Annotated in this window: 5 protein-coding genes and 1 pseudogene; 3 read left to right on the forward strand and 3 right to left on the reverse strand. The window is 67.4% G+C overall.

Going from position 1 to position 13,467, the window contains the following annotated elements; all coding sequences use genetic code 11:
- Nucleotides 1–2: 2 nt before the first annotated feature.
- Together ACFWN1_RS00895 and ACFWN1_RS00900 are read right to left on the reverse strand one after the other, a co-directional pair.
- Nucleotides 3–6,284 carry a putative adhesin gene (locus ACFWN1_RS00895; protein ID WP_384356754.1) on the reverse strand — a complete coding sequence of 2,094 codons (6,282 nt, stop codon included), beginning with the start codon at nucleotides 6,282–6,284 and terminating at the stop codon, nucleotides 3–5.
- Between the two features lie 250 nt (nucleotides 6,285–6,534).
- Nucleotides 6,535–10,002, reverse strand: coding sequence for a LamG-like jellyroll fold domain-containing protein (locus tag ACFWN1_RS00900; RefSeq protein WP_384356757.1), 3,468 nt, complete (start codon nucleotides 10,000–10,002; stop codon nucleotides 6,535–6,537).
- Between the two features lie 622 nt (nucleotides 10,003–10,624).
- Here ACFWN1_RS00900 and ACFWN1_RS00905 point away from each other — a divergent pair.
- Both ACFWN1_RS00905 and ACFWN1_RS00910 read left to right on the forward strand, forming a co-directional pair.
- A pseudogene (locus ACFWN1_RS00905) lies at nucleotides 10,625–10,885 on the forward strand (transposase); the annotation flags it as partial.
- Between the two features lie 69 nt (nucleotides 10,886–10,954).
- Nucleotides 10,955–11,557 (forward strand): IS3 family transposase, encoded by a 603-nt coding sequence (locus ACFWN1_RS00910; protein WP_384356760.1) that lies wholly within the window; start codon nucleotides 10,955–10,957, stop codon nucleotides 11,555–11,557.
- Nucleotides 11,558–11,590: 33 nt separating this feature from the next.
- Here the strand turns inward: ACFWN1_RS00910 and ACFWN1_RS00915 are convergent, their stop codons facing one another.
- The gene (locus ACFWN1_RS00915; protein WP_384356763.1) at nucleotides 11,591–12,379 is read right to left on the reverse strand and encodes a DNA-methyltransferase; all 789 of its coding nucleotides are present in this window, start codon (nucleotides 12,377–12,379) and stop codon (nucleotides 11,591–11,593) included.
- Nucleotides 12,380–12,957: 578 nt separating this feature from the next.
- Here ACFWN1_RS00915 and ACFWN1_RS00920 point away from each other — a divergent pair.
- Nucleotides 12,958–13,275, forward strand: a complete 318-nt coding sequence (locus tag ACFWN1_RS00920) for a hypothetical protein (protein ID WP_384356766.1) — start codon at nucleotides 12,958–12,960, stop codon at nucleotides 13,273–13,275.
- Nucleotides 13,276–13,467: the final 192 nt, after the last annotated feature.

Below are 13,467 nucleotides of genomic sequence, written 5' to 3' on the forward strand. Positions count from 1 at the left end.
ATTCACCTCCTGGGATTCTTGTACTCGCGGCAGACCACGACGTGGCACGCGCCCATGTTCGGTTCCAGGATGTCACTCAACTTGGTGGGTTCCAACACACTGATCGACTTGCTGCTGATGTTCAGGTTGTCGGGGACGTCGACGGTGTAGTCGGGGATGCTCCGTCCGGGCCCGAACGTCTCGATGGGAGGAATGTTCGCACCTGTTTCCACGGCGAGACCGATGGAGTCCTTGAGTTTCTTCCCGTCCTCGACGTAGAACTTCACCCACGTCCCGGTCGGTACCGTAGCGTCCCCGTCTCCGAGCACGTAGTAACCGTGGCCCGCGATGACGGTTGAGTTGTCGGTACGCCCCTTCCGCGTGACGCTCTTCGCGTGCGGGGCTCCGACCCCCTTGCCCACGCGCGGGCTCGCGCCCCGGGACGTGTCGTCCGCCGCCGATCGATGGGCCTTGGCACCGCTGGCCGCTGCCGAGTCCTCCGCCGTGGCCGTTCTCGTGCCCTCGGCGACGGCTGCGACCCCGGTTCCGGCGATGCTCGCCGATCCGACGACCACGGCCCCGCCTTCGCCGATCACCCCGGCCGCGGCCCCCGTCACTGCGGCCCCCAGGCCACCGATCTCGGCCCCGGCCGTGAAACCCTCGGCGCCCGCGACCAGCACGGCGCCGCACGCGCCCGCCGTCGCTGCCACACATGCGACCGCGCCGACCACCACCGCCGTGGCGACCACGGCTGCGAGTACCGGGTGCCGCTCGACCACGTGGTAGGCCTTCTTGGCGTAGCAGGAGAGGGACAAGCCGCAGCTGTGGTGGGAGCTGCCACCGCGCCCGCCCCCGCCCCCGCTACCGCCTCCGCCCCCGCTTCCATAGCTGTGGTGGGTGCCGGAGCTCGTGTCGTTGACAGAACCGGTGTCAACGAGGTAAGACGTGCCGTCCGACTGACACGAGGTGCAGCCTTGGTCGGCAGGCATTTGCAGGCCTGTCGGGTCGCTGCCTGTGATCGGGTTGTCCGCCGCGTACGTGTATCCGTCGATCTGCTGAGCGTCGGTCAGCTCCAGGACCGGGTCGTCCGAGACGAAGCGGCCGATCGTCGGGTCGTACTCCCTCGCCCCCAGGTGCGTCAGGCCCGTGACGGCGTCCTGCACCCCGCCGACGAAGCTCTTGTCTCCCAGCCATGCACTCGAAGTCGGCTGTGTGCCACGAGTGTTGCCGAACGGGTCGAGCCGCCGCCGCGTGACCGCCTGCGTCGTCGCGTCCACCGCTGTCTCCGCGGTGTCGTGCGCGTCGGTGACCTGCCATTGGAGGCCGCCCGTGCTCGTGCGCACCGCGACGGTCTGGCCTGCCCACTCGTAGTAGCGGGTGCCTGTGGCCGTCGTCGCGCCCTTGGCGAGATGCACCTCGGTGTCGCCCAGGTACAGCGTCGTACCGGAGCCGTCGCGCGAGAGCAGCCGGTTGCCGTCCGCGTCGTACAGGTAGGAAGCGGATGTACCGTCCGCGTTGGTCACCTTGGCCAGATGGCCTTCGGAATCCCAGTCCAGTGTCTGAGTCTTGCCGTTGAGAGTGCGGGTGTGGGTCTGACCCGAACCGTCGTAGGTGTACGAGTTCGTGGTCGTCGTGGAGCCCACGACCGTGGTCGACGACGTCAGCGTGTGCGCCTGGGCCGTGCCCTTAGGCGGGTAGGCGAATGAGGTCGTCGTGTCCGAACCACCCACCCTAGTCGCGTGGTCGGTCTGGGTGTCGCGGTTGCCCAGGTCGTCGTACTGGAAGCTCTGCCAGTACGGTGCCGGGCCGCCGAGGACCGCTGTCGACGGGTCTGCCGAGCAGCCGTCCGTCGCGGTCCACGCCTCACTCAGCCGGTCGTGGCCGTCGTAGCGGTAGCACTGGACATCGTCGGTGCCGTCGGCGTGCGTGGCGACCTTCGTCGGGTTGCCCGCGTCGTCGTAGGTGTACGACGTGTCCTGGACGGGCGCCGACTGGGCGTCGTCCGTGACCAGCTCCCGCCGGAGACGTCGGGTGCCGTCCTCATAGGTGTTGGTGATCTGCAGCCACTTGGCGGTGTCGGAGGACGAAACCCCCAGTGTGAGCTGCGCGACGTCACCGAGTTTCGAATAACTCGTTTTTTGAACGTAGCCAGTGGCGCCGTTCAGCGTCGTCGGCATGCTCAGGTCGTTGTATCCGTATTCCAGCGACTCGGCGGGAAGTCCGCCGGCCCCAGGGTCGGAGGTGACCTGGACGGTGCCGTCGAGGTTGTAGCCGGTCGTCGACGTGTACGTACCGGCGAGCGCCTCCTCGTCCGCGACCGATGGAACGGTGACCCGGGTCAGGGTCGGCCGGTACAGGTCGTCATAGGCGCCGACCTGGCTGATGTACGCACTCCCGGACCCGGACGACCCGCCCACGTACCGGATCGAGGACGTCGGCTGGCCCTTGCGCACCGAGTCATAGGTCCACTTGGCCAGTTCATGCACCGCGTCCTTGGTGGTGCCGTCGTACAGATCGGTCTTACGGCCGAGGATGTCGTAGGAGTAGCTGAGCGTCTTCTCGTCGGACGTGCCGACTGCGGTCGTGGTGGAGGCGACCTGGTCCAGCTCGTTGTATGCCGTGCTCGTCGTCCCGGTGTCCGGGTCCGTCGAGGTGATCTTGCGGCCCATCAGGTCGTAGCCGTACGACCAGGTGTTGCCCGCGTCGTCGACAACCTCCTTGAGCTGGCCCTTCGGGTTGTAGGTGTACTTGATCGACGTGTGCGAGCCGGACGGCGACGGCGTGCCGTCGTCGTACTGCCGGGTCTCGACCGTGCGGCCGAGCGTGTCGGTCAGTGTCGTGGTCGCGACGCCGCCCTTGGGCGGGGTGACCGTCACGCGGTCTCCGCCGTACGCCGTGGAGGTCGTCCAGCGTTTGGTGCCCACCGCGTGGAAGTCCTCCGCCGTGGGCCGGGCCGCGCCGTCGTACGTCGTCAGCATCTGGGACGGAACCGCGGAGGTGATGTTCGCCAGTGTCCCGGACGGGGATTTGGTGTCCGAGTAGTCGGCGTCCGCTTCTACGGCCAGACCGTGGCTGTCGTACTTGGTCTCGGCGATGACCCGGCCGCCGCCCGGTGCGGGAGTCTGGGTCTGGCGCGGGCGCAGCAGGGCGTCGTAGAGGGCGTACGTGGTGTCGTAGGTCGTACCGTCGTTGTTGAGTTTGCCCGTGGAGACCACGGAGGCGGCAGTGTTGGAGATCGTGTAGGTGTAGACGAGGCTCGCGCTCTGGCCCGAGGACTTGCTGCGGTTGGCCAGCCACAGGGACGTCAGGCGGCCGAGGCCGTCGTAGGCGTATTCGGTGCGCTTGCTGTTGGGGTCGACGACCGAGGTGGCGATGCCCCGTGCGGGGTCGAAGTTCGTGGTCGTCGGGTAGCTCTTGGCGTCCGTGGTGACCGTGCTGGTCAGCGGGCCGCCCATGGCCGGCGTGTAGGTGGTCTTGCTGACGGTCGTGGAGTCGGCGTCCTTGACGGAGTCGACGCGGCCCTGGGTGTCGTAGTGGCTCGTGGAGACCGTCTGGTAGACGGGGGTGCCGCTGCTGTACGACGACAGGCGCTGGGTCGATGTCTCGTCGCCGAGGGTCGGGGCGGTGCTGTAGGACTTGCTGTCGTAGAGGGTGCGGTTGTCGGAGACCACGTCGTCGGGTCGGGTGGTGGTGGCGTCGCACGCGACGTCGACGGTCTCGACCCGCACCGGGAACGCCATCAGCCAGTCGGTGGTGTTGTTCGCGATCGTGGTGCGGGTGCACTGCTCGTCGCCCTTGACGGCCGTGTCACCGGAATCGTCGACGGTCAGCGCCGCACCGGTCGTCGAGTCGTACGTGGTCGACACGAGCGTGCTGCGCGTGCCGCCCGAGGACAGGTCCGTGCGGGAATGCACGGCTGCCGGGCGGGTGAAGTACGCGCTGCGAGTGCCGTCCGTGGCCGTCTGGTGGATCCACTGGTCGGTGATCGTCCCGGACACCTCGGCGGAGCCGTTGTAGGTGATGGACTCCCGGACGGTGCCCGCCAGCGGGTCGGAGTCGGTGACGGAAGCCCCCGTGGAGTCGGTGACCTTGACGCTGCGGGTGGTGCCGTCGGATTGCTTGTCGCCGTCCATGCCGCGGAAATACGTGGCGACCGTCTTGGTGCGGGTGGACTGCGCATCGCCCGTGGTCGTGGTGACGCTGCCGTAGCCGCGCCACTGCGCCCACGTCTTGCGCTTGGCGGGGGCGGTGACGTTGTCGGTGTCGTAGTGCCAGGCCGGGGAGCCGTTGTAGGTGTAATCGGTCTCCTTCAGCGGGGCGCCGCCGGTCGGGTCGGACTCGGTGACCTGGGTGACAACGTATTTGTGAAACCAGTCCAGTTGGGGGTCCGCCGTGAACGGCGGCTGCCAGTACGTCGGGAAACAGCGCAAAGTGTCGGAGTCGGGAGCGCTGGGCATGGTGGTACGGGCGACGCACTGCGGGTCGGAGTAGTTGACGGTGAGAACCGAGCCGGTTTCCGAAGTGATCGTCCGCACTCGCCATTTGACCAGCGCGGCGATGTCGTCGTGGGTGGTGTCGACACGGTTGTAGAGCTGGACGCCCGCGAAGGCGACCGGCGGCATGGCCTTGGTCGAACCGTCTTTTCCGGTACGGGTGATGGACTTCAGCCACAGTCCGGCCGAGGTGCCGTCACCCGGGTCGGGGAAGGACTGGGACAGCGCCCAGGAGTCGACGTCACGGTAGGCGGGCGTGGCCAGGCTCGCGTCCCACACGCTCGTGGTGATGCCCGTAAGTCGCTTGCGGGAGAAAAAGGTCGGCCCGGTTGCCGTGCACACCTTGCCCGAGGCGCAGATCTGGTCGAACGGCACGTCCGGCCAGTGCGAGGAGGTGGATGAGGTGAGCGAGGAGCAGTCCTCGGTGCTGGTGACCAGGCAGCGCTCCGCGGTGGTGAAGGAGACCTTCTCCGGGGCGGTGCCGAAGACGGTGGAGGAGGTGATGCCGTAGTCGATGCGGCTGAGGTAGCCGCCGCGGTCGTACGCCGTGCCGTTGGCGGTGGTGGTGCCGTTCTTGGCGTAGTAGTTGGTCTCCTTGGTGTACCAGTACGCCATGGCGTTGCCGTGCGGGTCGACCACGTAGTCGAGGTTCCAGCGCCAGGCCTGGGTCAGCGCACGGCCGGAGAACGACGTCCCCTGGTCGTAACCGGGCTCGCCCGAGTCGTCACCGAACACCGGGGCTGTCCAAGTGGAGTTGGTGACCGCGTCCCCGGTCGCCCAGCCCGGCAGACGGTTCTTGCCGAAAACGTACTGGGTGCCGTCCGCGGTGGTGACGGTCCAGTACTCGCCGTCGTTGTCGCCGTTGGTCGCGCCCGTGGAGCGGGTGACGCGCTCGCCGTCGTCGGTCTTCGCGTGCCACTCGCCCGAGCTCGTCTTGATCAGAGGGCTGGACTTGCCTCCGAGGACGAGGGTGGCGTTGTCGTTCGCCCAGCACTCGTCGTTCTTGCCGGACTGGCCGTCGTCGTCGCAGGAGTCGTATGAGCGCTCGATGTACCCGGTGGTCATGTCGAAGCCCTCGCCAACCCAGGAGGGCTGGTTGTTGGTCGAGGGCAGGCGGCCGTCGATGCTCTGGGAGTCGTAGGTGAGGGCCAGGTTGGGTGACGGGCCGCCGTTGGAAGGTGGCACCGACAGCGGGTACGACCACGTGAAGTCGCCGCTTGAGCCGCCGGCGTTCCAGGACGCGGACGGGTTGAGCGGGGTCGCCGCGTAGGAACCGGCCCCGGACTTGGCGTCGGCGGTCGCTGCGACGGTCGTCGCGGCCAGCGCGACCGGGGTGGTCGCGGTGAGCGTGTGCGTCGCGGTGTCGTTTGTCGTGGGCAGCGGCGTCGTCGTACGGCACTTCTTGAGCTGCGGGGTGGTCAGCGCGCAGGCGGGGAGGCGTACGAGGGAGAGCCGGGCGGCGTAGTCGCCTCCGTAGGCGTTCGCGAAGCCCGAATAGTCCAGCGTGAACCGGGCCTTGGCTGCGGACTTCCGGCCGTCGGCCCGAGTGAGGGAGAGGACCGCGCCATGGATGCCGAGAGCGGTGGCCGTCCCGTGCGGGGCCGTCCTGACAGTGACCTTCGTGGGGGCCCGGCCCTTGGGGGGCGGGGTCACCTTCACTGGAAGTCGGCCGACCAGGGTGGACTTGGCCGTCCTCGCCGCCACCGGGAACGTCCTGGCCGAAGCAGTGGGCCAGCTCACTCCCCGGGAAAGGATCTTGACGGTACGAGCGGCGGCGGCCTTCACCGGGTCCTTCTTCGCAGCCGTCTTCACCTTGAAGGCAACCGCTTTACCGTTTTTGGCCGTTGGCGCTGCCACGGTGTGGTGTCCGTGACGCTGGGTCGCCCACACCGCAGGCGCTGTGCCGAGGCTGGTGGCCACCAGCGCGCTCGTCGTGGCCCCGACAACCCACAGTCGTATCCGGCGCACCTGTTCCCGCCGTCTGTGCCCTGGCCCGCCCATGACTGAACTCCCCGTGTGTCGAAAGTTTTCGTATGCGTACCGATGCTGTCGGCACTGTGATCTAGAGCGGAATGGGCGCTTCGTTGACGTACATCTGGTCGATGGCAGTGTCCGACATGACACCGGTCCACACCCGCACGTCGTCGACGAGACCGTGGGCGAAGTCGCTGTACGCGCCCGTGCTGATCCGTCCGCGACCGATGTTGAAGGTGCCGATGGCCTGCCAGGGCGAGGTGAACACGACGCCGTCGCCGGTGTCGTCATCGGTGTCCGTGTCGCCCTGCGCGCCCTGGCGGACTCCGTTGACGTAGAGGAAGAGCTGGTGGTGGGCACCGTCGTACAGGCCGGTGAGTAGGGTCCAGTCGCCCGGGTCGACCAGCTGTGCCGAAGCGGTGGTGGCGGGCACCTTCACGACCGTGGCCGCGGTGCCGGCGGCGTCCGCTGTGGTACGACCGAACACCCACATGCCCTGCGCGGAGCCCGCCGCCTGGTCGTACCACAGACCCCATGAGTCACGAACGCCGCCGGACTGGGTGGCGACGCGCATGTGGTGTGCGACGGAGGTGTCGGACAGCGAGGCCGTGTCGAGCTTGGCCCAGGCCGCCACAGTGAAATCTCCCTGAGAGTCGACGATCGGTCCGTTCGCGGAGGCGTCAGCCGTCGAAGTGCCGTTCAGGGACAGAACGTTGCCCTTACCGCCGTCGGTGTCGGTGCTCCAGCCGCCGCCCCCGGCGACCGTGGCCGTGTGACCGTATCCGGAGGAGTCGGCGGCGCTGGTTCCAGAGGTCTCGTCGAGGCCCCACCCGGCTGCGAGCGCCGGCTGTGCCTGGCCGGTGTCGGCGTTGGTCATCGCCTGGAGGTCTGCGATCTCCTCTTTCGACAGGATCCGGTTCCAGGCGGCCACCTCGTCGACCTGACCCGGGAAATAGTCGGTGAACGCACTGCCGTACTGGCCGCGGGCGATCTGGAGACCGCCGGTGCCCCGCCAGGGCGTGGTGAAGGAAACGGGATCACCCTGCGCCAGACCGTTGACAAACAGCTGGATCGTCTGCTCCTGCGCGTCGTACACACCCATCAGATGCGTCCAGACACCGACCTCAGGCGTGGTGGTACCCGTCGAGCGGACAATGGCCGGTGCCGTCACGTCCGTGGTGTACCGGTTAAAGACCCAGGCGTCGTAGGACGTCGAATAGTAGATCGCGAACGCCGACCCGTTGACGCCCGCCTGCGAGACGGCGACCGCGTTGTGGGCGGTACCCGTAAGGCGGGCCCACGCCGAGATCGTGAAGCTCTTGGTGGTGTCCAGAACGGCCGAGCCTGTCGCCGCGTACGACGAAGTCCCATTGGTCTGGAGGGAGGTGCCGAGCCGGGCGAGTGAGGACCAGCCGGCCGAACCGGCCAGGGTCGCCGTCCGCGCGCCGACCGAATCGGTGGCCGTGGTGCCGGTTCCCTCGTTGAGGGACCAGTGGGCGACCGGGCCCGCCCCGGGCGCGACCTTGAAGGTGTACGTGTAACTGATGGAGGCGTTGCCTGGCGCGTCCCAGGTCTGGACGGTCAGGGTGTTGACCCCGCGGACGTCCGGCGCCAGGGACACCGCATAGCTGGTCGTGGTAGCCGCGAAGGTTTTCGTCCGCACCGGGTTGTCGTTGAGTTGATAGGTGTACTTGACCACGTCCGTGGCCCCGTTGGCCTTGAGGGTGAACGTCGCCGGGGCGCCCACACCACCGTAGGCCGTGCAGTCGTCCGGACTGTCCGGGCTCGCACACTCCTGGTAGGTCGTCGAGTCGACGTCCGGCTGCACCGGCGCCGAGGAGTCGATCCGGAACCAGCACCCACTGGTCCAACCCGAGTACATGTAGCCGGTGGTTCCATCGAAGGAGTACTTGTACTGGCTGCGGGCGCGGAACCAGTACGTCTGCCCGTTCGTCAGCGTCGGAGACGTCCACGTGCCGGTGGTACCGGAGGTCGTGTAGGCCGAGGGGCTGCCCGAGCCGACCAGCGGGTCGGTGGCGTCGGCGTCGTACTTGTACACCTCGAAGTTCGGCCGCAGCGTCGACTGTGATCCGTCCGCCGACTTCGGGGCCGCTCCCAGCCTGGGCGTCGTGTCCCGGATCACGGCGGCCGTGGTACGGGACGTCGCACACGTCAGGTTCGGGCTCGACAGCTTCACACCCGTCGGTGCGGACGGCTTCGACACGAACGTCACCGACAGAGTGGGCTTGTGGTCAGACGGCGAGGCGAACTGCTTCCAGGCGATGTCATCGCCCTCGTCGGCCGCCCGCAGCCCCAGTGTGGTGGTCGATGCTGACTGCCCGGCGGTGTAGCTCACCGCCTTGGTGGCGTCGAAGTCGACGTTCCCGCCGGGGCAGGACGACGAATAGCCCTTGGCCGTGCTGACCGAGTCCACCTGGGCGGACCAGGCCGGCTGCTTCGACCAGGTCGTGGACGACGCGATCGACCCGGTACGCCACAACTGCACTGCTTTGTGGGTGCAGTTGGCCGACCACACCTCAAGAGCGGTGAAGGTCGCCGAGAGGATCTTCTTGCCGCCGAGAGTGTGCGTGTCGAACTGGTACAGCGCGCGGGCCTTCTTGTTGTCCACCCATGCGTCGTAGCCGACACCCAGGGCGTGCGAGGTCTTCCAGAACGATGTCGACGGCGAACTCGTCCACACCGTCGTCCACCCCGACAGCGACGCACTGGTCGTCTGCGGGTCGAGCACCACGGGGTAGGTGGTGTCCGGGTCGTCGAGGAACGACTTGTCCGGCCTCACTGTCAGCGCGTCGTCCGAGGCGGTCACGTCCATGGCGGTCGCGCGGGCACCGGGGTGGGGACCGTCGAGGGTGCCCGCTTCGGTCACGGCCGTCCGCAGGGCGGCGCTCGTCACGTCGTACGAGGCCCGCGACGCAGTCGTGGACGAGGCGGTGGAAGCCCTGGGCGCGGTGGCGGCGGTGGCAGCCGCAGAGGAGGTCGTAGAGGCCGCAGACGTCGAGGAGTCGTACATCAGCGCGCTGCCGGTGGTAAATACCGGCTGGCCCTCGGCGTCGACGAAGGCCGCGCCACCGGAGTGGGTGTCGTACGCGGAAACGCCGTCGACCGAGACAGGGAAGCGCACGCTCGACAGATCCGGGTTGTCGGCCGCCGACCGGGACTTGACGACCAGGTTCTCGCTGAAGCCGTCCGCCGTCGCCTGCACTACCAGGTCCGTGCCGGGCAGGACGTCCGCGTACGTCGCCGTCGAACCGGAGAGCGCCGGCGTCGGCAGTGTCCAGGGTGAGCCGACACTGTAGGTCTTGCCGTCCTTCGTGATCCGCGCCAGAGGATCATGCACGCCACCCCCGGAAAAGGCGATGTCCACAGCGGCGGCCTTCGGCACGACCAAACCGGAGGAGGTCGCCGCGAGGTCGGTGTCGGCGGGAACCCAGCGCGACGCCTGCCGCGCACGTACAGCCTCGGCATCGAACTCGACGGTGAACGTGCCGTCCGGCTGTGCCGTCACCAGTTGCGTGGGCGTCGTCTCGGCAGCCACCTCGACGGGCGAACCCGACTCCGCGGCCTTCTGCGACGCTGCAGCCTCGGGCGACAGACCCGTCGCGTCATCCGTGACCGAGGAAGCATTCCCTGTGGGCGCGTCGGCGACCGCATGCGCACCCGCCGCACCCACCAGTTGCACCAGCAACGCAGATGTCGCCACCCATCTCAGCCGTCTTCCGGCACGCCACACAGCCCGACCCCCGCGATCACAGAACCTTCACTGCTGTTCACAGCGGGGTGATCAAAACCTGAGAACTTGCCTGCGTCAATGAATTTCCATCAGAACCAACTGGGGCAAAATGCCTCACAAGTGATTACCAATAAGTAAATAAAAGGACATGGTTCACTGATGAAAGAATCTGCTCTTCGTCAAGGGAATCATAAAGACGCTGCAGTTGATCCACAGAAGTCCGACTAGCACACAGGATAACGTGAAGAGAAGGCAAAACTGACGCCGCGTAAGGAAGTTGTGACGGAAGTCGGCGTCCCGCACCCCGTCTGAAGGGCGGGTGAAGCTTCCCCTTGATCGTGGACACCTGGAGACTGGGATCTTGAGGTTCCAGAGGAAGTAGCACCAGGTGGGAAGCAAGTACACGAAGAGGTAGACCGAGGAGTTCAAGCGAGACGCGATCGCGCTCGTCGACTCCTCAGGGAAGACGGTCACTGCGGTCGCCCGGGAACTCGGCATCAGCTCGGAGTCTTTGCGCGGCTGGTACCGCCGGGCCAAGGCCGACCAGGGTGAGGGCGCCCCGGGCGAGCTGACCAGCGCGGAGCGCGAGGAACTGCGGCGGCTGCGCAAGGAGATCCGCGAACAGCGGCAGACGATCGAGATCCTGAAAAAAGCGACGGCCTTCTTCGTGAGGGAGAACGACCGGTGAGCGAGCTGTACCGGTTGATCCATGCGGAGAAGGCGAACTATCCGATCGTGCTGCTGTGCCGAGTCCTGCATGTGGCCCGCTCCTCCTCCTACTACGCCTGGCTACGCCTGGCGCGAGGGCGAAGCCGCCCGCCGCAGGCGCCGGGCCGCCGACGACGCACTCGCGCACGAGATCACCATGCTGCACCTCGCCTCCCGCCGTACCTACGGTGTCCCCCGTATCCACGCCGAGCTGCGCCGCCTCGGGCGGCGGGTGAACCGCAAGCGCATAGCCCGCGTGATGCGCGAGCACGACATCCGCGGCGTCACCCGCCGCAAGCACCGCTCACTGACTCGGCCGGACAAGAAGGGGACGCCGGCCCCGGACCTGATCGGCCGCGACGTTCACGCCGATACGCCCGGAACCAGACTGGTGGGCGACATCACCTACCCGCCTACCGCGGAGGGCTGGCTCTACCTCGCCTGCTGGCTGGACCTGGCCACCCGCGAAGTCGTCGGCTATGCCATGGCCGACCATCACCGCGCCGAACTCGTCCGGGCCACCGCCCGCGCCGAGGTCTTCGCCTTCATCGAGACGTTCTACAACCGGCGCCGCCTGCGCAAACACAAGGTATTCGGCTACCTCACCCCGGCTGAGACCCGGCAACGGCACCAGCACGCTCTCGCGGCATAACAAACGAATGTCCGAGATCACGGGGAAACTTCATCATAGCCGTGCCCCCTGATGTGGTTGCCGATGTCCCCCAGGCTGTGAGGCAGAGCGACGTCTTGTAGGAACGGAACAACGGCCAGACTGCCGTACGCCCACCCCCATCGTCGTTCCTGGCCACCGCCGCTGCACGCCATTTGCACGTTTGGCCACCGGTCGGCCACCGGAGGGCTCACGAGGGGCACCTCGGGACTGGTACGTCACCTGAACCAGGGTCACGGAATAGATCTGCACGAGCTGCTGCATGATCTCGACCGGCTTCTGGGTGATGTGGACGCGGTCCTTGCGCGGTTGGGAGGCGATGAAGTGGCCGGGCAGGTAGAGGTCCCGGTCCTTTTCGAGGCTGCCCTTGACGCCCCAGGTGATGAACTCGGCCGACTGCTTGAACCCGCCCTTGCGGGGCCGGCTGGCGGGCTTGATCCACGGGATCGTGCCGCTCCAGGTCCAGCCCGCCATCTGCAGGGCGTCGCTGGTAGTCGGCTCCTGGCGCCAGTCGGAGAAGACCATGGCGACGGAGTGCTCGGTCGCGGCCCGGTACGCCTCGGTGAGCAGCGTGGTCAGCCAGCTTCGATAGCTCCGCTGGTCGCGGTTCTCTCCGGGGAAGTTCTGCAGGTCGTGCGCCGATCCGCTGGTGACGTACTTGGCGCGGGCGGTGCGGCCGGTGCGGTCCGAGCTGGTGCGTCCGCCGGAGTTGTACGGGGGGTCGGTGATGACGGCGTTGACGCTCTCATCCGGCAGGGTCTTCAGCACGGTGAGGGCGTCGCCTCGATGCAGCGTGTAGCTCATGTGCGGGGCCTCTTTCAGGGCACGACGGAACTGGGCCAGCTCCGGACGGCGGTCAACAACGGCCGTTCGGAGCTGGGTTGCGCCGGAGGTTAACCGCGTTTTCCGGCCGCACCTAGCGAGCCCGTGGCGTGCTCCGGGCCCGGGTTCGGCGGTCGTTTGGTGCGGCCGGAATCCCGGTCTACTGTCTCGCCGTGTCACCGAGGCGGAGCCCGGCTCCGCCCCCGATGACCTGTGTTGATCCGTGTTGCCGCGTCCAAGAGCGCGGCCCGGAGGGCACGTTGATCCCTCGTTCTCGATGCCGTGAGGAGACCCGGTGCACCGCCTGAGATTACGAGCGCGGCTGGCTGCCGCGCATGACCTGAGACCGGCGTCCGGGAGCTACCAACTCCCCTGACCCGGGCCCGCCCTGAGAGGCGGATTCACATCGGCGCGGTGCCGACGGCTTTGCACGAGAAGTCGGTACCGCGCCTCCTGCGAACCCGAGGAGCCGCTGCGATGCAGCACGCCCTGATACGCCCACGCCCTGACCCAACTCCGTCGCCCGGCCGGGCTGTCCGCCCCTGCGAACGGCAGCGGCGATGAAGAAGACCACCGGGACCGTCGTCGGTCTCTTCGCCTCCGGTCCGCTGCTGCTGGCCGTTCCGATCCTCGGTGCCGCGGCCGCGAGTGCCTCGGCCTCCTGCTCGACCGGCGGTACACAGGCTGTTGCTGCCATAGCCATGAAGCATTCCAGGTCCAAGTCCCGCGAATCCACCCAGTTTGCGCGCCTGGCATCGTCGCCGGAACGTCGCCGGCCGGCTGCGGCACTTGTGGAGATCGAACAAAGCCACCGTCGTCTCGCCGACTCTCGGCTCACACGTCCTGGCCACACCTCTGCAGCGCCGCTGCAGAAATAGCCGCACCTCGGCCTCACATCGCAGCCTGCGGGCTCGCCGAGCGCTTCGCCCCCCACCGGGGAAGGTCAAGGAAAAGCAAAAGACCCAGGTCAACTGGTATCTGACCTGGGTCTTGAAAGAGCCGCTTTCGGGATTCGAACCCGAGACCTACGCATTACGAGACCGTGAGCGTTCATGCTGCATGATGCTTGG

Origin of the sequence: Streptomyces sp. NPDC058459 (assembly GCF_042721685.1) — a bacterium.
Taxonomy (GTDB): domain Bacteria; phylum Actinomycetota; class Actinomycetes; order Streptomycetales; family Streptomycetaceae; genus Streptomyces.

Bases quoted from the DNA above. Each gene is read 5' to 3' on its own strand.
- ACFWN1_RS00910 (WP_384356760.1), top strand. From the start codon at position 10,955: ATGTGGCCCGCTCCTCCTCCTACTACGCCTGGCTACGCCTGGCGCGAG.
- ACFWN1_RS00915 (WP_384356763.1), bottom strand. From the start codon at position 12,379: ATGAGCTACACGCTGCATCGAGGCGACGCCCTCACCGTGCTGAAGACC.
- ACFWN1_RS00920 (WP_384356766.1), top strand. From the start codon at position 12,958: ATGAAGAAGACCACCGGGACCGTCGTCGGTCTCTTCGCCTCCGGTCCG.